15 protein-coding genes are annotated in these 20,544 nt (G+C 40.6%); 12 read left to right on the top strand and 3 right to left on the bottom strand.

Features of this window, described 5'->3' with window-relative positions; all coding sequences use genetic code 11:
* Positions 1-42 precede the first annotated feature (42 nt).
* From ACDG22_RS13260 to ACDG22_RS13250, 3 genes are read left to right on the top strand one after another with little or no spacing between them, the layout of a single operon-like run.
* A complete protein-coding gene (locus tag ACDG22_RS13260) occupies positions 43-1,989 on the top strand; it encodes a glycogen debranching enzyme N-terminal domain-containing protein (protein ID WP_022126419.1) in 1,947 nt (648 codons plus the stop codon).
* Between the two features lie 15 nt (positions 1,990-2,004).
* The gene (locus ACDG22_RS13255; RefSeq protein WP_118483173.1) at positions 2,005-3,276 is read left to right on the top strand and encodes a glycosyltransferase family 4 protein; all 1,272 of its coding nucleotides are present in this window, start codon (positions 2,005-2,007) and stop codon (positions 3,274-3,276) included.
* A 17-nt stretch (positions 3,277-3,293) separates the two neighbouring features.
* Positions 3,294-4,676, top strand: coding sequence for a glycoside hydrolase family 57 protein (locus ACDG22_RS13250; protein ID WP_022126421.1), 1,383 nt, complete (start codon positions 3,294-3,296; stop codon positions 4,674-4,676).
* Between the two features lie 278 nt (positions 4,677-4,954).
* Here ACDG22_RS13250 and ACDG22_RS13245 read toward each other — a convergent pair whose 3' ends face one another.
* Complete coding sequence (locus ACDG22_RS13245) at positions 4,955-5,860, bottom strand: cation diffusion facilitator family transporter (RefSeq protein ID WP_007567808.1); 906 nt, start codon at positions 5,858-5,860, stop codon at positions 4,955-4,957.
* Between the two features lie 219 nt (positions 5,861-6,079).
* Between ACDG22_RS13245 and ACDG22_RS13240 the strand changes: the two genes are divergently transcribed.
* The 5 genes from ACDG22_RS13240 to ACDG22_RS13220 all read left to right on the top strand — a co-directional run bounded on the left by ACDG22_RS13240 (position 6,080) and on the right by ACDG22_RS13220 (position 13,419).
* A complete protein-coding gene (locus ACDG22_RS13240) occupies positions 6,080-6,256 on the top strand; it encodes a histone H1 (RefSeq protein ID WP_007567807.1) in 177 nt (58 codons plus the stop codon).
* A 139-nt stretch (positions 6,257-6,395) separates the two neighbouring features.
* Complete coding sequence (locus ACDG22_RS13235; protein WP_370858916.1) at positions 6,396-10,796, top strand: DUF5113 domain-containing protein; 4,401 nt, start codon at positions 6,396-6,398, stop codon at positions 10,794-10,796.
* Positions 10,797-10,809: 13 nt separating this feature from the next.
* Positions 10,810-11,532 (top strand): DUF5932 domain-containing protein, encoded by a 723-nt coding sequence (locus ACDG22_RS13230; RefSeq protein WP_007567804.1) that lies wholly within the window; start codon positions 10,810-10,812, stop codon positions 11,530-11,532.
* The gene (locus ACDG22_RS13225; RefSeq protein WP_204460294.1) at positions 11,522-12,226 is read left to right on the top strand and encodes an AbgT family transporter; all 705 of its coding nucleotides are present in this window, start codon (positions 11,522-11,524) and stop codon (positions 12,224-12,226) included. Before ACDG22_RS13230 ends, ACDG22_RS13225 begins: the two co-directional genes overlap by 11 nt.
* A gap of 92 nt (positions 12,227-12,318) precedes the next feature.
* A complete protein-coding gene (locus ACDG22_RS13220) occupies positions 12,319-13,419 on the top strand; it encodes a TlpA disulfide reductase family protein (RefSeq protein WP_007567801.1) in 1,101 nt (366 codons plus the stop codon).
* Positions 13,420-13,616: 197 nt separating this feature from the next.
* On the opposite strand, the gene fabD is transcribed toward ACDG22_RS13220, so the two are convergent.
* Complete coding sequence (gene fabD / locus ACDG22_RS13215; RefSeq protein WP_007567798.1) at positions 13,617-14,504, bottom strand: ACP S-malonyltransferase; 888 nt, start codon at positions 14,502-14,504, stop codon at positions 13,617-13,619.
* Between the two features lie 70 nt (positions 14,505-14,574).
* Complete coding sequence (gene thiD / locus ACDG22_RS13210; protein WP_022126426.1) at positions 14,575-15,405, bottom strand: bifunctional hydroxymethylpyrimidine kinase/phosphomethylpyrimidine kinase; 831 nt, start codon at positions 15,403-15,405, stop codon at positions 14,575-14,577.
* Positions 15,406-15,651: 246 nt separating this feature from the next.
* Between thiD and ACDG22_RS13205 the strand changes: the two genes are divergently transcribed.
* The 4 genes from ACDG22_RS13205 (at position 15,652) to ACDG22_RS13190 (ending at position 20,472) form a co-directional block, all read left to right on the top strand.
* Entirely contained in the window at positions 15,652-16,392 is a 741-nt protein-coding gene (locus ACDG22_RS13205; RefSeq protein ID WP_022126427.1) for an NUDIX hydrolase, read from the top strand.
* A gap of 14 nt (positions 16,393-16,406) precedes the next feature.
* Positions 16,407-17,888 carry a xylulokinase gene (locus tag ACDG22_RS13200; RefSeq protein ID WP_022126428.1) on the top strand — a complete coding sequence of 494 codons (1,482 nt, stop codon included), beginning with the start codon at positions 16,407-16,409 and terminating at the stop codon, positions 17,886-17,888.
* A 91-nt stretch (positions 17,889-17,979) separates the two neighbouring features.
* Entirely contained in the window at positions 17,980-19,296 is a 1,317-nt protein-coding gene (gene xylA, locus ACDG22_RS13195; RefSeq protein ID WP_007567790.1) for a xylose isomerase, read from the top strand.
* Between the two features lie 111 nt (positions 19,297-19,407).
* Complete coding sequence (locus tag ACDG22_RS13190) at positions 19,408-20,472, top strand: mannose-1-phosphate guanylyltransferase (RefSeq protein ID WP_022126429.1); 1,065 nt, start codon at positions 19,408-19,410, stop codon at positions 20,470-20,472.
* The last annotated feature ends 72 nt before the right edge of the window (positions 20,473-20,544 follow it).

The raw sequence follows: 20,544 nt of genomic DNA, 5'->3' as shown, positions 1-20,544 counted from the left end.
ATTTTTTATAGAATTATTAATTATAACCTTAATATAACAGCTATGAGTTATTTACGATTCGACAAAACGCTAATGACGAATTTGGAAGAATCTCTTACGCGTGAGATTTTACGTACAAATCGTTCTGGTGCGTACCACTGTTCTACTATTGTAGATTGTAATACTCGCAAATATCATGGTTTGTTGGTCATTCCAGTACCAGAACTGGATGATGAAAACCATGTTTTGCTTTCTTCATTGGATGAAACAGTCGTACAGCACGGAGCTGAATTTAATTTAGGGCTCCATAAATATCATGGGGATAATTTTAGTCCTCGTGGACATAAGTATATCCGTGAATTTGAATGTGAAAAGGTTCCTACTACAATATATAGAGTAGGGGGTGTAGTCCTGAAAAAGGAAAAATTATTCGTACACCATGAAAATAGAATATTAATTCGTTATACCTTGCTGGAAGCTCATTCAAAAACGACTCTTCGTCTGCGTCCATATTTGGCTTTCCGTAGTGTTCGCCAGTATACGCATGAGAATGCGCAGGCAAGCCGCCATTACGATGAAGTTAAAAATGGTTTGAAAACTTGCATGTATCCGGGATATCCCGATTTGTACATGCAGATGAGTAAAAATAATGATTTTCATTTCCAGCCCGACTGGTACAGAGGTATAGAATATACAAAAGAGCAGGAACGCGGGTATGATTTTAACGAAGACTTGTATGTTCCTGGATATTTTGAAATGGAAATCACCAAGGATGAGCCGATTGTGTTCTCTGGTGGTATCTCTGAAATTGAACCGGAAAGACTGAACGAACTGTTTGCACAGGAAGCAGACAGACGTACTCCTCGTGATAGCTTTAAAAACTGTTTGGTAAACGCTGCTCATCAGTTCTTGAACAAGCAAGGTGATGAATATTATATTTTGGCAGGTTACCCATGGTTTAAATGTCGTGCACGTGATATGTTTATCTCTTTGCCGGGATTGACTCTTGCCATTAATGAACTTGATAAGTTCGATATGGTAATGAATACTGCGGTAAAAGCTATCTATGCTTTCATGAAAGGAGAGGATACTTCTTTGATAGTGTACGAAATGGAACATCCTGATGTGCTTTTGTGGGCTATATGGACTGTTCAGCAGTTTGGTAAAGCTGTTTCTAGAAAGGATGCTTATCAGAAGTATGGAAACCTGTTGAAGGATATAATGACATATCTTGTTGATGGTAAACATCCTAATTTGGCACTTCATGACAACGGCTTGGTTTACTCTGATGGTAAAGATAAAGCGGTGACATGGATGAATGCAACTGTCAACGGTCGTCCTGTAACTCCTCGTTCGGGCTATATTGTTGAGTTTAATACATTGTGGTACAATGCACTGATGTATGTATCAGAGTTGTTGGCCGAAAATGAAGGTGCATCAGAGCTTTCTTCTCGACTGGCAGGTATAGCCGAAAAGACAGCCAAGTCATTTGTCGATACATTCTTGAACGAATATGGTTATTTACTTGATTATGTAGATGGCGATATGCTCGACTGGAGTGTTCGTCCTAATATGATTTTTGCAGCCTCATTCGATTATTCTCCTCTGGATGCCAAACAGAAGAAGGGTATCGTAGATATTGCAACTAGAGAATTGCTTACTCCGAAGGGATTACGTTCGTTAAGCCCGAAGAGCGGAGGATATAATCCTAATTATGTAGGTCCTCAGTTGCAGCGTGATTATGCATATCATCAGGGTACAGCATGGCCTTGGCTGGAAGGCTTCTATCTGGAAGCTTACTTGCGCTTGTATAAGCGTAGTGCTATTTCATTCGTTGAACGTCAGATGATTGGCTATGAAGACGAAATGAGTTTGCACTGTCTGGGTGCTATTCCTGAATTGTTTGACGGTAATCCACCGTTTAAAGGTAGAGGAGCCGTTTCGTTTGCAATGAACGTTGCACAAATTTTGAGAACTTTAAATCTATTGGAAAAATATGATAATCAATAAAAAGGAGGAAAGCATATGAAGGTTTTAATGTTTGGTTGGGAATTTCCTCCTCATATCTTAGGAGGTTTAGGTACTGCCAGTTACGGTTTGACTAAAGGTATGTCGCAACAGCCGGATATGGATATTACTTTCTGTATTCCGAAACCGTGGGGAGATGAAGACCAAAGTTTCCTGAAAATTATTGGAATGAACAGTGTTCCTATTGTATGGCGCGATGTACAGTGGGATTATGTAAATAGTCGTGTAGGGCATTATATGGATCCGCAACTTTATTATGACTTGCGTGAACATATTTATGCTGACTTCAATTATATGCATACAAACGATTTGGGTTGTATGGAATTCTCAGGACGTTATCCTGATAATTTGCATGAGGAAATTAATAACTATTCTATTGTTGCCGGTGTGGTAGCACGTCAACAGCAATTTGATATCATCCATTCACACGATTGGTTGACTTATCCGGCCGGAATTCATGCAAAACAGATTTCGGGAAAACCGTTGGTTATTCATGTGCATGCAACTGATTTCGACCGTAGCCGTGGTAATGTGAACCCAACCGTATATTCAATCGAAAAGAACGGTATGGACCATGCAGATTGTATTATGTGCGTAAGTGAACTTACCCGTCAGACGGTTATTCATAAATATTATCAGGATCCGCGTAAGGTATTTACTATGCATAATGCTGTATCTCCGTTGCCAAAAGAAATACAGGAGATTGTACCGCGTAAGAATCCGAAAGAAAAGATCGTAACATTCTTGGGACGTATCACTATGCAGAAAGGACCTGAATATTTCGTTGAGGCTGCTGCTATGGTACTGAAACGTACTCGTAATATTCGTTTCGTGATGGCGGGAAGCGGTGATATGATGAATGCAATGATTCGTCTGGCTGCTGAACGTGGTATCGCAGATCGTTTCCATTTCCCGGGATTTATGAAAGGGAAACAGGTATATGAGGTATTGAAAGCTAGTGATGTGTATATCATGCCTTCTGTATCAGAACCTTTTGGTATCTCTCCGCTTGAGGCAATGCAGTGTAGTGTTCCGACTATCATCTCTAAACAGTCGGGATGTGCCGAAATCCTCGATAAGTGTATAAAAACCGATTATTGGGATATTCACGCAATGGCAGATGCTATTCATTCTATTTGTACCAACCAGTCGCTTTATGAATATCTGCGCGATGAAGGTAAGAAAGAAGTGGATGGTATCGTATGGGAAAAAGTTGGTTTGAAAGTACGCGCATTGTACGATCAGGTTTTAAAAAATTATGGTAAATAATAAATGCTAAGTTAGTTATGAAAACAATCTGTCTTTACTTTGAAATACACCAGATTATACATTTGAAACGTTATCGTTTCTTCGAAATAGGAACAGACCACTATTATTATGATGATTATGCCAATGAACAAGGCATTAACGAAGTGGTTGAACGCTCTTATATTCCAGCTCTGAAAACTCTTATTGAAATGGCAAAGGAAAATGAAGGCATGTTTAAGGTTGCCCTTTCTATTTCCGGAGTTGCATTGGAACAGTTGGAGATACATGCACCGGCTGTAATTGAGCTGTTACACGAACTGAATGCTACAGGATGTTGTGAGTTTATCTGTGAACCTTATTCACATGGACTTTCATCATTGGCAAATGAAGATTGCTTCCGCGAGGAGGTAGAACAAATGCGTCGTAAGGTAAAAGACTATTTCGGTCAGGAACCAAAAGTATTCCGTAACTCTAGCTTGATTTACGATAATGAAATAGGTGGCATTGTTGCAAGCATGGGCTTCAAGGGTATGTTGGTAGAAGGTGCAAAACACGTATTGGGTTGGAAGAGTGCTCACTATTTGTACCACTGCGCAGAAAATCCGAATCTGAAGCTTTTGATGCGTGACTTTAAGTTGTCAGACGATATCAGCCTTCGTTTCTCTAACAGCGAATGGAGTGAATATCCGTTGTTTGCTGATAAATATATTGACTGGATTGCTTCTCTTCCAGAAAATGAACAGGTTATCAATATCTTCATGGAATTGTCAGCACTGGGTATAGCACAGCCATTGTCTTCTAATATATTGGAATTCCTGAAGGCTTTGCCGGTATGTGCAAAACAAAGAGGTATCACTTTCTCTACACCGACTGAAATCGTTACTAAGCTGAAATCAGTGGATATGGTAGATGTACCTTATCCGATGTCATGGGCAGACGAAGAAAGAGATATCAGTCCGTGGTTGGGTAATGTAATGCAGCGTGAAGCTTTCAACAAGCTTTATAGTGTAGCCGAACGTGTTCATTTGTGTGATGACCGTCGCATCAAGCAAGACTGGTATTATTTGCAGGCTAGTAACAACTTCCGTTTCATGACTACTAAGGATACAGGTGTAGGATTGAACAGAGGTATTTACGATTCTCCTTATGATGCCTTTACTAACTATATGAATATCTTGGGTGATTTCTTGGGACGAGTTAATGCTCTTTATCCTGTAGATATGGATAATGAAGAATTAAGTTCACTGTTGACAACAATTAAGAATCAGGGAGAAGAACTGGTACAGTTGACAAGTGAAGTAAATAAACTTCAGGCAGCATTGAAGAAAGCGGAAGGTGCCAAGAAAACAACTACCAAGAAAACAGCTGAAGGTACTGAAAAGAAATCGACAGCTAAGAAAACAACAAAGAAAGAGGCTTAATTGATTTTCTCTGAGATCTTTGATCGTTGGAGTTTCAACGGATATAAAGATACTCAGAAAATTCAGATTGATTATAGCTGATAAAAAAATTGCCCTATCATTCTCTTGTATGGAGTTTGATAGGGCTTTTTGTATTAAGATCCTATGATTGGTAGTGTTGTGAGTGTGTTTGGTTAGTTTGTTGATGAGTGTAGTCAATCAGTCCCTGATATGTAAAAGAATTTATATGTGCTTTATGGCGTATCCTAATATAAACACTAGTGAACTGAAAGAAGTATTCAGCAGCAATCTCTGTCTTTACATAAAGAGTCGGGAGTTTCACATTCGATAGTCGTGTGTTGAATACCCTTTTTTCGTAATTCGTTTTTCAGATTCCATTTTATCTCTTCCATTTGTAATAGATTACTGATGACGATGTGTACAGTTGCTGCATTTTCAGTAGTGCTGACTGCCCATATATGTAAGTGATGCCATCCTTCTATGCCCGGAGCCTGTGTTAGAATTTGTTCGATAGTCTTAATGTCAATGTTTTCCGGAACAGCATCCAATGAAAGAAAGAGACTTTCCTTCAGTAACCTCCATGTAGAGAGTAAGATAATGGCGGCAATTACCAGGCTGATTATAGTATCGATGATTGTAAAACCTGTATAAATAATAATGATACCCGATATGACAACACCCACAGAAACGAGTGTGTCCATAACCATATGCAGGAATGCCCCACGTACATTCAAATCGTGTTTCTGATTCTTCATTAAAAGCCATGCCGTTATTCCGTTCACAAGAATACCTATACCGGCTGTCCATGATATTGCTTCACCTGATGTCGCTTCCGGATGTTTCAGTTTGTAAAAGCTTTCAATAACGATGGCTCCTACCGCTATCAGTAGGATAATTGCATTGACCAGTGAAACTAACACCGTACTTTTTTTGTATCCGTAAGTGAAATGCCGGTTGCTGTGATATTGTGACATACGGAATGCGAATAAAGAAAGCAGCAAACTGAATACATCGCTGAGATTATGTCCGGCATCGGATAAAAGTCCTAATGAGTTATAGATAAAACCTACTCCTGCTTCGATAAAAACAAAAGCAAGATTGATTACTATGCATGCAATAAATATTGAATTAAGTGAGGATATTGCATGGTGATGTTCATGATGATGTTTGTGATGATGTGTCATTTGATTAGTTTTTTTATCAGGAAACAAAAATACATACGTTATATCATAAATTCAATATATGCGTAGTCTGATTTCATCTGCGCTAACTTTATTTGCAACCGAGTTGCATTGAAAAACAGTGTTTTATATTAAATAATGTAAAAAAGAAAGACAAAGATATCTGTTATTGAGTTATTTGTATTTACTTTGAGTGGTTTAAAATAAAAAATACAGGAGATTATGAACGAATTAATTGCAAAGATTAAGGAATTGAATGCAGCTTTGGTTGCTGATGCAGAATTGCAGGTTGCTAAAGGAAATAAGGCAGCTGGAACTCGTGCTCGCAAGGCTTCATTGGAACTGGAAAAAGTATTGAAAGAATTTAGAAAAGTTTCTCTGGAAGAGTCAAAGAAATAATCTTTTTTCACTTTGTCCATAAGAGGCTATATCATTTCGTACAGACGATGTGATATGGCCTCTTTTATTTTTTTATCATCTTCTCTGCCGTTTCTTCGCAATGAACTTTGTACTTTTGTAGTAAATCGTATGTTTCCTTATGAGAGTAGTAATGTGTATATTGATAATAAGCTTCACAGTCATCTTTGGAATGTCGTGTGAAAGGCACATAGAGCAGCAAGTTTCTTATACAGAAGCCGATTCTCTGAATCATCTTGCTTATGATATGCGCTATAAAGACTTGTCTGTTGCTATGAAAGCAGCCAAGCGCGCATGTCAGTTGGCTGAAGGAAATTCCGATTTGCGTGCAGAGGCTTTAAATAACATGGGCTTTTGTGCCTTTATGCGCATGGATTTTGAAAAGGCTTCTTCTTTGTATCTACAGGCTTTGAAAGAAGGAGGTAATGAAATAGAACATTTGATTTCGGATGTAGGTATGATGAAAATATGTCAGCGTACATCAATGAATAAAGAGTTTTACGATTACCGGAATAGCGCTTTACAACGTTTGAAGCGTATTCGTGAAGATGAGGCCCTTATTTCTGATGCTCACGAGAAACAAAGACTAAATTATGCTGTTTCCGAGTTTCATATTGTATCGGGTATTTATTTCTATTATCTGGAACAGCACGATGAATCATTGCGTTCCATTAATTCTATTACACCCGATGTGTTGCAGGGAGATACAGCACAGTGGTTGTACTATGAATATATGAGAGGTTCTGGAGGAATGTATGAGGCTCCCGCTCGCGAGGAAATTACTATTGGAGAGTTTGGCTGCCTGACGAGTTGTCTACTTCAGAGTCGTAAGGGAGGATATATTTATTTTGAGGCTAATGCCATGCAGGCTATGGCAGAATTGCTGAATTTTCGCAGTAATCGGAAAATATTGGAAGAAAAGCATTCGGGGCTTCTCCGTTTGGTCAATAAAGAAGACTTACCAGTTGACAGCTTGCCGCTGTATTATGCACGTCAGGCGCTGGATTTGTTTAAGAAATATGGTGACGGTTATCAGATTTCGGGAACTTATCGGACGATTGCTACGTATTATAATTACTCGGGACAGCCGGAAAAGGCTTTGGAGAACCTGAAAGCTGCATTGCAATATGTTAACTGGCATCATGAAAAATATTATCACTGTACAGATACAACCGATCGCTTGCAGGCCTATGCTCCTGATGAAGTACGGTCTACTGAACTGAAATGGATTGCGGATGAAGGCATCAAAACTGTACCGGAATGGATACTGCGCTTGCGTGAGCAATTGAGTAGGACGTATGCAGCAATGGGGTGTAAGCTGGAATCCGATTACAATCGGAATGTTTATTTGGACTTACTGGACTATACCCGGCAGGACAAAGCTTTGGAGAGTCGTTATGCAGCTTTGGAGAAAGAATCAAGACAGATTAATGCGTTATTATTGCTGGTAGTGATAGGGATTTTTCTGCTTATTGTATTATTCGTTATGCTGAATAGGCGTTGGCGCAAGAGAAATAAGCTTTATATATCCATACTGAAGGAAGTATTTGATTTGTGTCGCAAGATAACTTCGTCTGTTCCGGAAAATGTAACAGAAGTAGAAGAAATTACTGATACTGTCTGTCATACGATAAAAACCGATTTTGAGCATATCTTTGGAGCTACGGATGTAAAAATTGTATTAGAAGCGTGTTCATCGGAAGATGAGCGTGAAGAAATTGAAGCCGGCTTTTATGCCTTCGAGCTCTTTTCTCCTGATAAAAGCAAGAATATAGGGAAATTATTATTGGAATTACCTCATCCGCTTCGTAAAGAGAAACAGACATTACTCCAGCTGGTCTTGCCTTATCTGGCATGGACATTGGAAAATGGAATGAATCTTGTTTCTTTAGACGACGAGCGGCGGCGTCTGGAAAAGGAACAGTATATTCATGAACAGCATGTAGCCGAGAACAAACGTCAGAACATGGTAAAAAAAGCTTGTCTTTCTATTGTGACAGGTATATTTCCATATATAGACCGAGTAGCTAATGAAGTGCATAAGCTGCAATCTGTACCTTATGCCAGTCGGGCTGACATTAAGAAAGGAAAGTTTGAATATATCGACGAACTAATTACCCGGATTAATGAGTACAATGAAATATTAGCAATATGGATCAAGATGCGTCAAGGGGTATTAAGTTTGAACATTGAGAGCTTTGCCTTAAAAGAACTTTTTGGGATTATTGCTAAAGGTAGACGTTCTTTTGAAATAAAACATCAGGAGTTGCAGGTCGATCCGACCGAAGCTGTTGTAAAAGCCGATAAGGCACTTACTCTTTTTATGATAAATACCTTGACCGAAAATGCACGTAAGTATACTCCCGAGTATGGACATATTACACTATCGACAAAAGAAACGGATGAGTATGTAGAGATTTCAGTGTCGGATGACGGTCCTGGTCTGTCGGAAGAGGATGTAAACCGTATCTTAGGTGAGAAGGTCTATGATTCTGGAGCTATTGGAATGGGAACAGCTGCTGATACGGAGGAATTGCGCCGGCAGAAGGGATCTGGTTTTGGCTTGATGAATTGTAAAGGGATTATTGAGAAGTACCGTAAGACTAATGCTGTATTCAGCGTTTGTTGTTTCTCGATAGACAGTACATTGGGAAAAGGAAGTCGTTTTTATTTCAGATTGCCTAAAGGAGTAAAAAGAACTCTTTCTATATGTCTGATATTCGCCATGAGTATTTTAGGCCTGGGTAGCTGTCAGTCGTCGGTATACAAACAGCCTGAAGAAAAGAACAGAGTTGCTTACGACAGTTTGCTGTCGATTGCTAATGATTATGCAAACTGGGTGTACGATTGCAATGTAAATGCTCGCTATCAGGAGGCGCTGGTATATGCCGACAGTGTTTTATATTACATGAATCTGCACTATCTGAAATATTCCAAGCGAAAATATCCGTTGCTGAAATTATATCGCGATGATTATGAAGCAGCAGAACAGACATGGTTGGCCCAAGGATTTGATACCGATTATTATATTCTGCTTGATGTTCGTAATGAAGCAGCTGTAGCCGGACTTGCAGTAAAGGATTTCCGTACATATTATTATAATAATCGTGCTTATACTACCTTGTACAAGCAGATTAGTAAAGACCGTTCGCTGGAAGAATATTGTGTGCGGATGCAGCAGTCTGCCAATAATAAGCTGATAGCCTTAGGAATTTTTCTTTTACTGGTTGTGGTCTGTCTGGCCGGTTATTATATACTATACTTACGTCATCGTTTGCATTATCGCTATAATATGGAGCAGGTATTCGAGATAAACCAGTCTATCTTCTCTGTTGCGCAGCCGGGAGACGAAGAAGAAAGTAATGTAGCAGAAGACATTCTTAAAAAGCTTTCCGAGGAAATGAATGAACTGTTCCCCGTTGCGGATATGGCTTTAGCCTTATACGATGAAGAAACCTCATCTTTGCATTATATTTTCGGTGAAGAAGGAGAGAACGAAGATTTGTGTAACCGGATGGAACGCTGTTTTGAAAAGAAACTAGTATCGTGGACGAATGAAGCTTCCTGGAATTATTTTCCGCTGAATGTAGATATTAATGAAGAGAATTATTGTGCAGGTGTACTTGCCGTGAAGGCCGCACTTCCTTGTGTGCGCGAAAAAGACAGATTGCTGGTAGAGCTGATTGTAAGTTATCTTGCTGTTGTGTTGCATAATGCGGTGGTCTGTGTCAGACGTAAACATTACGACATAGAATTGGCTCAGGATGATGCAAGGCGAGCTTCTTATGAAGAAAATATGCTGCATGTGCAGAATATGGTACTCGATAATTGTTTGTCTACCATAAAGCATGAAACAATCTATTATCCTAACCGGATAAAGCAGATAGTCGATCGTCTGAACAGGCAGGATAATATCTCTTTACAGGAGGAGAAACAGCAGCTGCAAACCATTTCTGAACTGGTGAGCTATTATAAAGATATATTTACTTTACTTAGTTCGTGTGCCTCCCGTCAGCTTGACGATATAACGTTCCGACGGGCAGAGGTCAATGTAGCTGTATTGATTGGACAAGTAGAAAAATATTTGCGTAAAATATCTCGTAAACTGTCATATTCGCTGAAGTTGGAAGTCGAGCAGGAAGCAGGCTTGTCAGTAGCAGGAGATGGTGTTTTGCTTTTATTTCTCTTCGAAAATTTACTCGATGAGGCTGTACGTTTCCCGCAGACGGGTGTTCTGAAGTTATCAGTTTTTCAGGAAAACGGCTTTGCACATTTCAACTTTACGGATACCCGACGGAATCATACACAGGCAGAACTGAACGATTTGTTTTATCCGGCATTGTCTCGTTTTCATGAAGGCGGCACAGCTGGCCTGCAGGGTACAGAGTTTCTGGTCTGTAAGCAGATAATTCGCGAACATGATGAGTTTGCCGGACGTCGTGGATGCCGGATCAATGCTTGTCCGTCTTCAGAGGGAGGATATACCGTATGGTTTACCATACCGCTTATTGTGAAAAAGTAAAAAGACTGAATATATGGAAAAGTTTAAAGTTATCATTGTAGAAGATGTTAAGTTGGAATTAAAAGGGACGGAAGAAATCTTTCGTCACGAGATACCTAATGCAGAAGTTATAGGTACGGCTATGACTGAAGCTGAATTTTGGCCGTTGCTGGAACAGCATACTCCCGATTTGATTTTGCTTGATTTAGGTTTGGGAGGTTCTACTACTATCGGTGTTGATATTTGTGCCCGTTTGCATCGTGAACGTCCGGAACTGAAAGTTTTGATTTTTACCGGTGAAGTATTGAATGAAAAATTATGGGTTGATGCTTTGAATGCAGGTGCTGACGGGATCATTCTGAAAACAGGTGAGCTGTTGACTGCTACGGATGTAGAGGCTGTCATGGCAGGAAAGAAATTAGTGTTCAACTATCCGATACTGGAAAAAATTGTGGAACGCTTCAAGCAGTCGGTAGAAGTGGAGATGCGGCGTCAGGAAGCGATCATTGATTATGATATCGATGAATATGACGAACGTTTGCTTCGCCATTTGGCTTTGGGGTATACTAAGGAAATGATCACCAACCTGAAGGCTATGCCTTTCGGAGTGAAATCGATAGAAAAACGTCAGAATGAATTGGTAAACCGCTTGTTCCGTCCTGAGGAGCGTACCGGAGTAAATGCTTGCCGATTGGTAACACGGGCTTTTGAACTGAGGATATTGGATATCGACAATCTGGAACCTGATGATGAATAGACACTTCCTTCATCCTGCTACGCTTTTCTTTCTGCTTACGTTGGTAGTGGCCCTCCTTTCATGGGTTGGGAGCATATATGGCTGGTCGGGCGTTCAGAGTCTGCTCAGTGCGGAAGGGTTACGCTGGCAACTCAGAAATGTTGGCGACGGCTTTTTTTCCGCTCCTTTTTTTAGCGATATCTTGTTGTTGGCTTTCGGGGTGGGACTCTGTATGCATTCAGGTTTTTGGGAGGCTGTCCGACGAGCAATCTTTCATGGCAGAAAACTTTCCCGAAAAGAAAAGCGTTCGTTGTTGTTGAGTCTGACCGTTGGGGCAGTTTATATACTGGCAGTTTTGTGTCTGGCTTTAGGTCCATGGGGGATAGTACGCAGTATTACAGGAGGGTTGAAGAATTCACCCTTGTCAGAAGGTGTCAGTTATCTCCTTTCGTTGGGGCTGGGAATAATGGCGATAATTTACGGATACAGTATAGATTTATACCGTACGGATAGAGATATAATAAAGGGTATGTCGTATAGCTTTGTCCGTTTTTCTGGCTATTGTGTTACACTGTTTTTTGTGATACAGCTGTTTACATCCCTGCACTATACAGGATTGGATTCTTTTTTCGGGCTTTCCTCCGACGGATTTACTATACTTTATGCCTTGTGCTCTATTCTTCCACTATTTGTTGGAGGAAATAAACTGAAGTGATAAGCGGAAGAATATACATTAATTTGTTTGCCTTTCTGATTTAAAGGGCTATCTTTGCCGCCATTAAACTATTTTATTATTACACATTTATTATGAAGAAAATTTTATTGATGGCAACTGCCGGATTATTGGCATTTGCTTCTTGTCAGGAAAAGGCTGGGTACACGATTAAGGGTACTATTGAAGGAGTAGCAGAAGGGGATACTGTGTATTTGCAGAATTTTGTAGACGGATCACTCGTTAAAATGGATTCTGCTGTTGTAAAAGGTGGTGCATTCGAATTTAAGGGCACTCCCGATTCTGTAACAGTAAGCCGTTATGTAACCTATAGAAAGAACGGTATGCGCATGACTGCGATGGTATTCATTGAAAAAGGAGATATCACGCTGAACATGGGCGCTGAAGCCAATAAGGTTGCTGGTACAATGTGTAATGATGCTTACCAGCAGTTTATGGATAAATTTGTTGCTATCAATAAGGAAATGTCTGAAATATATCAGAAATCAAAGACTGATACTACATTGACTGACGATCAGCGCAAAGATTTGGAAAAGCAGTTGGCTGAAAAAGATAGCTTGGGAACTGAAATGGTTTACAACTGCATTAATGAAAACATCAACAACCTTGTAGGTGTACAGTTGCTGACTTCATATGCTAATGCATTCGAAACAGCTAAAGTAAAAGCATTATTGGATAAAGTTCCAGCTGCTTACAGCGCAGATAAAGATATTGTTGCTTTGAAAGAACACATTGCTACAATAGAAAAAACAGAAGTAGGTCAGAAGTTCATTGATTTTGCAATGAATACTCCAGAAGGTAAGGAAGTAAAACTGTCTGACTTTATTTCTCAGAATAAATATACTTTGATTGATTTCTGGGCTAGCTGGTGTGGTCCTTGCCGTGCAGAAATGCCAAATGTAGTAGCTGCATACAATGCATTCAAGGCTAAAGGTTTTGGTATTGTCGGTGTTTCTTTGGACAACAATGCAGAAGCATGGAAAAAGGCTATTAAAGACCTGAATATTACATGGGCACAGATGTCAGACTTGAAAGGCTGGAGCTGTGAGGGTGCGAAACTTTATGGTGTTCGTGCTATCCCTGCAACTGTTCTGGTTGACCAGGAAGGTACTATCGTTGCTCGTAACTTGCGTGGTGAAGAACTGGCTGCTAAACTTGGAGAACTTTTGAAATAAAAGAATAATTTTTTACCCCTTTTGCAGACTTTTATAGCCGATCTTTACGGGGCTTGGCAGATAAAAAACAAGAAAACTGCAAGAGGGGTAAATTATATCCTGATATTTGTCGTAAAACTTGCTGATAAAATAAAAAAAGATGCTGAATTTTTCATCAAAAATTCAGCATCTTTTTTTGCTTCGTGCAGAACTGCTGCTTATGCTATTCCGTGAGCATTAGCTTCTTTATCGATCTTTTTAATAAGTCCCTGTAAAACAGCACCCGGACCACATTCTGTAAAGTCTGTTGCTCCGTCTGCAATCATGTTCTGAACTGTCTGAGTCCAACGTACAGAAGCAGTCAGCTGAGCTACCAGATTAGTCTTGATTTCAGCAGGGTCTGTATGTGGTTTAGCGTCTACGTTCTGATAAATCGGGCATTTCGGAGTGTGGAATTCAGTTGCATTGATTGCTGCTTCCAGCTCAACTTTAGCAGGATCCATCAGTGGAGAATGGAAAGCACCACCTACTTTCAGCGGCAATGCACGTTTAGCTCCTGCTGCTTTCATCAGTTCGCAAGCTTTGTTGATGCCTTCGATAGATCCTGAGATAACGATCTGTCCCGGGCAGTTGAAGTTAGCTGCGACACAAACTTCGCCTTCTGCACTTACCTGAGCACAAATTTCTTCTACTTTTTCATCAGGCAGGGCGATGATAGCAGCCATTGTAGAAGGCTGCATTTCGCATGCTTTCTGCATAGCCATAGCACGTGCGTACACCAGTTTCAAACCGTCTTCGAACGACAGAGCACCGGCTGCAACAAGAGCAGAAAACTCTCCAAGTGAGTGTCCGGCAGTCATTTCAGGTTTGAAGTCATCGCCCATGCAAAGAGCAGAGATAACAGAGTGAAGGAATACGGCAGGCTGAGTAACTTTAGTCTGACGCAGGTCTTCGTCTGTGCCGTTGAACATGATATCGGTGATACGATAGCCCAAAATATCGTTTGCTTTCTCGAATAATTCTTTTGCCAGTGCTGAGTTTTCGTAGAGGTCTTTACCCATTCCTACGAATTGTGCGCCCTGTCCGGGGAATACAAATGCTTTCATAAATTTATTTTTGAGTTAAGTTATTGATGACAAAGGTAATGAATTATTTTAGATTTCTGATTTTTTTGATTTAATCTTCATCGGAAATATGCATCGGTACGGGAGAGTGGAAGTGATTCAGCGGTCCGTGTCCTTCTCCTATGTGTACATCTTTACCGGATAGAATACCTTGATATACATATTCTTTAGCTTGTTTTACCGCCTCGGGCATACTGTTGCCTAAAGCAAGGAAAGTAGCAATGGCAGACGAAAGTGTACACCCGGTGCCGTGTGTATTATGACTTTCTACTTTTTGTGCCATGAATAAATGAGGTTCGCTCTCATCCTTCAGTTGCAGTACGTCGCACATGTTTCCGTCTTCCAGATGGCCTCCTTTAACCAGTACGGCACGGCATCCGTAGTTCAGCAGTTCACGCGAAGCAGTTTTCATCATTTCGATGTTGCGAATCTGCTTTCCCGTCAGCACTTCCGTTTCACTCAGATTGGGAGTTATAATACTGGCAAGCGGCATAAGAAGTGTGGTGATAGCTTCAATTGCATCATCCTCCATAAGTTTGCATCCGCTTGTTGATACCATAACCGGATCGAACACGACAAACTCCGGCTTGAATTTTTTCAGAGATTCGGCTATAACCTGCACAATCTCTACATCGTTTATCATGCCAATCTTGACCGCACGTGGACGGATATCCGTCATAACAGCTTCTATCTGTCCCTTTACGTAGCTGGGAGGTACAGGATGAATACCTGTTACTCCACAAGTATTTTGTACTGTGATTGCTGTAATGGCACTGGCAGCATAAGCTCCCAATGCTGATATAGTCTTTATGTCGGCCTGAATGCCGGCTCCTCCACTGCAATCCGATCCGGCAATAGTGAGCACGCAAGGATAATGTTTCATAACTTCATTATTAGGATTGTTTTATGCAAAGATAAAAAACTAATTTTAAAGTACTTTTTGTTGCAGTGTAATTTGCTTGAATCTCTTTTCGTATTACCTACAATAATACATTAATTATATATCGTATGAAGTATGAAATCTATATACTTGTAGAATAATGTTTTATAACATGATAAATATTCTGATATTTTTGAATAACGAATTGAAAAAGTCTTTATATTTGCAGTGTTGAAAGAAAATAAAGATATGGAAACTCAGACCGGAAATAACCTTATAATCGATGTACACGTTTCAGTGGACTGTGTGCTGATTGGCTTCGATGGAGAACAGTTTCGCGTTTTGCTTGTACGCCAGATAGGAAAACAAACGGATGGTGAATTTAATGACCTGAAGCTTCCCGGTAGCTTGATTTATGCCGATGAAGACTTGGATGAAGCTGCTAAGCGTGTGCTTAATGAACTTACCGGTTTGAAAAATATCAAGATGAGCCAGTTTAAAGCTTATGGCTCCAAAGATCGTACGGCTAATCCGAAAGATGTGTTGTGGCTGGAACGCTTTCATCGCATTACGGATAACAAAGTCGGCAGGATTGTTACGATCGCTTATCTTTCTTTATTGAAAATTGACCAGCGAAACCGGCAGCTGACTGATACGTATGATGCTTGCTGGACTCCGCTGTCGGAAGTGAAAGCCTTGGCGTTCGACCATATTCAGATATATCGCGACGCGCTTGCTTTTATACGTCATTATGTGGAAACAAATCCATCGGTAATGTTCGATCTCTTGCCTAGAAAGTTTACTGCGGCACAGCTTCGTGTATTGTATCAGTTGGTATACGATAAAGAGTTTGATGTGCGTAATTTCCACAAGAAGATAGCACTGATGCCTTATGTCGTACCGATGGAGGAAAAAGAAAAAGGTGTGCGACATCGTGCTGCACGCTATTATAGATTCGACAGAACGATTTATAACAAACTAAAGAAATAAAATATATTAGAGTTATGTATTTGTTAGGTTATGATATAGGTAGTTCTTCGGTTAAGGCCAGTTTGGTAAATTCGGAGACAGGTAAATGTGTAGCTTCTGCTTTCTACCCTAAGACAGAGGCAGAGATTATAGCTGTGCATCCCGGTTGGGCTGAACAGAAACCGGAAATGTGGTGGGCAAACCTGAAGCTTGCAACTGAAGCTGTTATGAATGAAAGCGGAGTACGCAAGGAAGATATTGCTGCTATCGGTATTTCTTATCAGATGCATGGTCTGGTATGTGTGGACAAGAATCAGCAGGTGCTCCGTCCGGCTATTATCTGGTGCGATTCTCGTGCGGTTCCGTATGGAGAGAAGGCTTTCAATACATTGGGTGAAGAGCTGTGTCTTTCTCATTTGCTTAACTCTCCGGGTAATTTTACCGCTTCCAAGCTTGCCTGGATTAAAGAGAATGAACCGGATGTCTATGCCAGAATAGATAAAATTATGCTTCCGGGCGACTATATCGCTATGAAGCTGACTGGTGAGGTTTGCACCACTGTATCCGGACTTTCAGAAGGTATGTTCTGGGATTTCAAGAATAATGAAGTCGCAAAATTCCTGATGAAATATTACGGATTCGACAATTCACTGATAGCCGATATCAAACCGACTTTTTCAGAACAGGGACGTGTAACCGCTATTGCAGCAGCCGAACTAGGATTGAAAGAGGGTACACCTGTGACTTATCGTGCGGGCGACCAGCCGAACAATGCGTTGTCGCTGAATGTTTTCAATCCGGGCGAAATCGCGTCTACAGCCGGAACGTCGGGTGTAGTGTATGGTGTAAACGGTGCAGTCAACTATGATCCGAAATCACGTGTCAATACATTTGCGCATGTCAATCATACGGCAGACCAGACTCGTCTGGGAGTGTTGCTCTGCATTAATGGAACAGGTATTTTGAATTCATGGGTAAAACGTACCGTTGTACCTGCAGGCGTTTCGTATGCCGAAATGAATGATATGGCTGCTCAGGCTCCTATCGGTGCGGGAGGAATCAGTATCTTGCCTTTTGGAAATGGTGCAGAACGTATGTTGCAGAATCGTGAAACAGGATGTTCTATCAATGGAATAAACTTTAATCTGCATACGCGCAATCATATTATTCGTGCTGCTCAAGAGGGTATCGTATTCTCGTTCAAATATGGAATAGATATTATGGAAGGCATGGGAATGGATGTACATAAGATACATGCCGGACATGCAAATATGTTCCTGAGTCCGATATTCCGCGATACGCTGGCCGGTGTGACTGGAGCTACCATCGAACTGTATGATACTGACGGTTCAGTTGGAGCTGCAAAAGGAGCTGGTATCGGAGCAGGTATCTATAAAGACAATAATGAAGCTTTTGCTACGCTGGATAAGTTGGCTGTTATCGAACCGGATATGGCAAACAAGGCTGCATACGAAGATGCATATCAGCGCTGGCTTTCATATATGAATAAAATCTAATTTACTTGTTTTGCTGTCTGGAAATAACTCCGGACGCAGGACAATTTCCTGAAATAAATAAAAATAATTAACTTTTAAATAGAATATAACTATGGCAACAAAAGAGTATTTTCCCGGTATTGGTAAAATTAAATTCGAAGGTGTAGAAAGCAAAAACCCGATGGCTTTCCGTTATTATGATGCAGAAAAAGTAGTAATGGGTAAGAAGATGAAAGACTGGTTGAAATTTTCTATGGCTTGGTGGCACACATTGTGCGCTGAAGGAGCTGACCAGTTTGGTGGCGGTACTAAGAACTTCCCATGGAAAGGAAATCCTGACAAGGTACAGGCTGCTAAAGACAAAATGGATGCAGGCTTCGAATTTATGCAGAAAATGGGTATTGAATACTACTGTTTCCACGATGTAGACTTGTGTGATGAGGCTGACACAATCGAAGAATATGAAGCAAATCTGAAAGAAATAGTAGCTTATGCAAAACAGAAACAGGCTGAAACTGGTATCAAACTGTTGTGGGGTACTGCAAATGTATTCGGTCATGCTCGTTATATGAACGGTGCTGCTACAAACCCTGATTTCGATGTTGTAGCTCGTGCTGCTGTTCAGATTAAGAATGCTATTGATGCAACAATCGAACTGGGTGGTTCAAACTATGTATTCTGGGGCGGACGTGAAGGTTATATGTCACTGTTGAACACAGACCAGAAACGTGAAAAAGAACACTTGGCACAGATGTTGACTATTGCTCGTGACTATGCTCGTGCAAAAGGCTTTACTGGTACATTCCTGATCGAACCGAAACCGATGGAACCGACAAAACATCAGTATGACGTAGATACTGAAACTGTTATCGGCTTCCTGAAAGCTCATAATCTGGACAAGGACTTCAAAGTTAATATTGAAGTAAACCATGCAACTTTGGCTGGTCACACTTTCGAACACGAACTGGCTGTTGCTGTTGACAATGGCATGTTGGGTTCTATCGATGCAAACCGTGGTGACTATCAGAACGGATGGGATACAGACCAGTTCCCTATCGACAATTATGAACTCATCCAGGCTATGATGCAGATTATCCGTGGCGGAGGTCTGGGTAATGGTGGTACTAACTTCGATGCTAAGACCCGTCGTAACTCAACAGACTTGGAAGATATCTTTATCGCTCACATTGCAGGTATGGATGCTATGGCTCGTGCATTGCTGAGTGCTGCTAAGTTGCTGGAAGAATCTCCATATAAGAAAATGTTGGCTGAACGTTATGCTTCATTCGATTCTGGTAAAGGTAAAGAATTTGAAGAAGGTAAGCTGACTTTGGAAGATGTTGTTGCTTATGCTAAGGCAAACGGCGAACCAAAACAGACTAGCGGTAAGCAAGAATTGTATGAGGCTATTGTAAATATGTATTGCTAATAGGTTTTTATAAGAACCAATCTCTATCCCGGCTGATTTTTATCAGTCGGGATATTTTATTTTGTCAAAATAAAGCTATATTTGCAAAACATCTAAAAATGAATCGTGGTTATGGCTTTAAACAACAATCATATAGTTATCATGGCGGGAGGTATAGGAAGTCGTTTCTGGCCTATGAGTACCCCCCAGATGCCGAAGCAGTTTATTGATGTTTTGGGATGCGGACGAACATTGCTTCAGCTTACGGTAGACCGCTTTCAGGATATTTGTCCTTCTGAGAATATATGGGTGGTAACATCAGTCGACTGTGCAGATGTCGTAAAAGAGCAGTTGCCGTCTATTCCAGTAGATCATATTCTGCTTGAGCCTTGTCGCCGTAATACCGCTCCGTGTATTGCTTATGTAAGCTGGAAAATAAAAGCTAAAAATCCGAAGGCCAATATCGTAGTGACTCCAAGTGATCATGTGGTGATGGATGTGAGGGAATTTGCACGTGTCATTAACTCTGCTATGAAATTTACAGCCGATTCGGATGCTATCGTTACATTGGGAATGAAGGCAAACCGTCCGGAAACGGGATATGGCTATATAGAAGCGGACTTGTCGATGGCATGTCCTTCCAATAAGGAAATTTATAGAGTTGATGCTTTTAAGGAAAAACCGGATTTGGAAGTTGCACGTCGCTACATTCAGCGGAAAAATTATTTTTGGAATGCAGGGATTTTTATATGGAATGTCAATACGATAGTTAATGCCCTGCGTGTTTATCAGCCTCCAATGGCAGAGGTTTTTGAGCGCATGCTTCCATATTTTTATACAGACAAAGAGCAGGAAATGCTGAATGAGTTATTTCCTACCTGTGAAAACATATCTGTAGACTATGCTATCATGGAAAAGGCAGAGGAGATTTATGTCTTTCCGGCATCATTTGGATGGAGTGATCTGGGAACCTGGGGTTCTTTGCATGAAAACTCAAAAAAGGATGCGCATAACAATGCCTGCATCGGAAATAATATCAAACTGTATGAAACCAGAAACTGTATAATTCATACTACTCAGGAAAAGAAAGTGGTAGTACAGGGATTGGACGGTTATATTGTTGCCGAGAAAAATGATAAGCTGTTGATTTGTCGCCTGACCGAAGAACAACGTATCAAAGACTTTGCTGAAGAGTAAGGTGACTGTATATTTCAGATAGCAAAATGGCGGAAAGAGAATTTTATGTAAGTTTCTCTTCCCGCCATTATT

It is taken from the genome of Phocaeicola coprocola, assembly GCF_041333015.1.
GTDB classification, from domain to species: Bacteria; Bacteroidota; Bacteroidia; order Bacteroidales; family Bacteroidaceae; genus Phocaeicola; species Phocaeicola coprocola.
The sequence above is the reverse complement of the archived record's forward strand: the minus strand, read 5'-3'. Positions and strand labels throughout refer to the sequence as shown.

Coding starts and splice junctions, on each gene's coding strand:
- ACDG22_RS13260 (WP_022126419.1), top strand. CDS start 43: ATGAGTTATTTACGATTCGACAAAACGCTAATGACGAATTTGGAAGAA.
- ACDG22_RS13255 (WP_118483173.1), top strand. CDS start 2,005: ATGAAGGTTTTAATGTTTGGTTGGGAATTTCCTCCTCATATCTTAGGA.
- ACDG22_RS13250 (WP_022126421.1), top strand. CDS start 3,294: ATGAAAACAATCTGTCTTTACTTTGAAATACACCAGATTATACATTTG.
- ACDG22_RS13245 (WP_007567808.1), bottom strand. CDS start 5,860: ATGACACATCATCACAAACATCATCATGAACATCACCATGCAATATCC.
- ACDG22_RS13240 (WP_007567807.1), top strand. CDS start 6,080: ATGAACGAATTAATTGCAAAGATTAAGGAATTGAATGCAGCTTTGGTT.
- ACDG22_RS13235 (WP_370858916.1), top strand. CDS start 6,396: ATGAGAGTAGTAATGTGTATATTGATAATAAGCTTCACAGTCATCTTT.
- ACDG22_RS13230 (WP_007567804.1), top strand. CDS start 10,810: ATGGAAAAGTTTAAAGTTATCATTGTAGAAGATGTTAAGTTGGAATTA.
- ACDG22_RS13225 (WP_204460294.1), top strand. CDS start 11,522: ATGATGAATAGACACTTCCTTCATCCTGCTACGCTTTTCTTTCTGCTT.
- ACDG22_RS13220 (WP_007567801.1), top strand. CDS start 12,319: ATGAAGAAAATTTTATTGATGGCAACTGCCGGATTATTGGCATTTGCT.
- fabD (WP_007567798.1), bottom strand. CDS start 14,504: ATGAAAGCATTTGTATTCCCCGGACAGGGCGCACAATTCGTAGGAATG.
- thiD (WP_022126426.1), bottom strand. CDS start 15,405: ATGAAACATTATCCTTGCGTGCTCACTATTGCCGGATCGGATTGCAGT.
- ACDG22_RS13205 (WP_022126427.1), top strand. CDS start 15,652: ATGGAAACTCAGACCGGAAATAACCTTATAATCGATGTACACGTTTCA.
- ACDG22_RS13200 (WP_022126428.1), top strand. CDS start 16,407: ATGTATTTGTTAGGTTATGATATAGGTAGTTCTTCGGTTAAGGCCAGT.
- xylA (WP_007567790.1), top strand. CDS start 17,980: ATGGCAACAAAAGAGTATTTTCCCGGTATTGGTAAAATTAAATTCGAA.
- ACDG22_RS13190 (WP_022126429.1), top strand. CDS start 19,408: ATGGCTTTAAACAACAATCATATAGTTATCATGGCGGGAGGTATAGGA.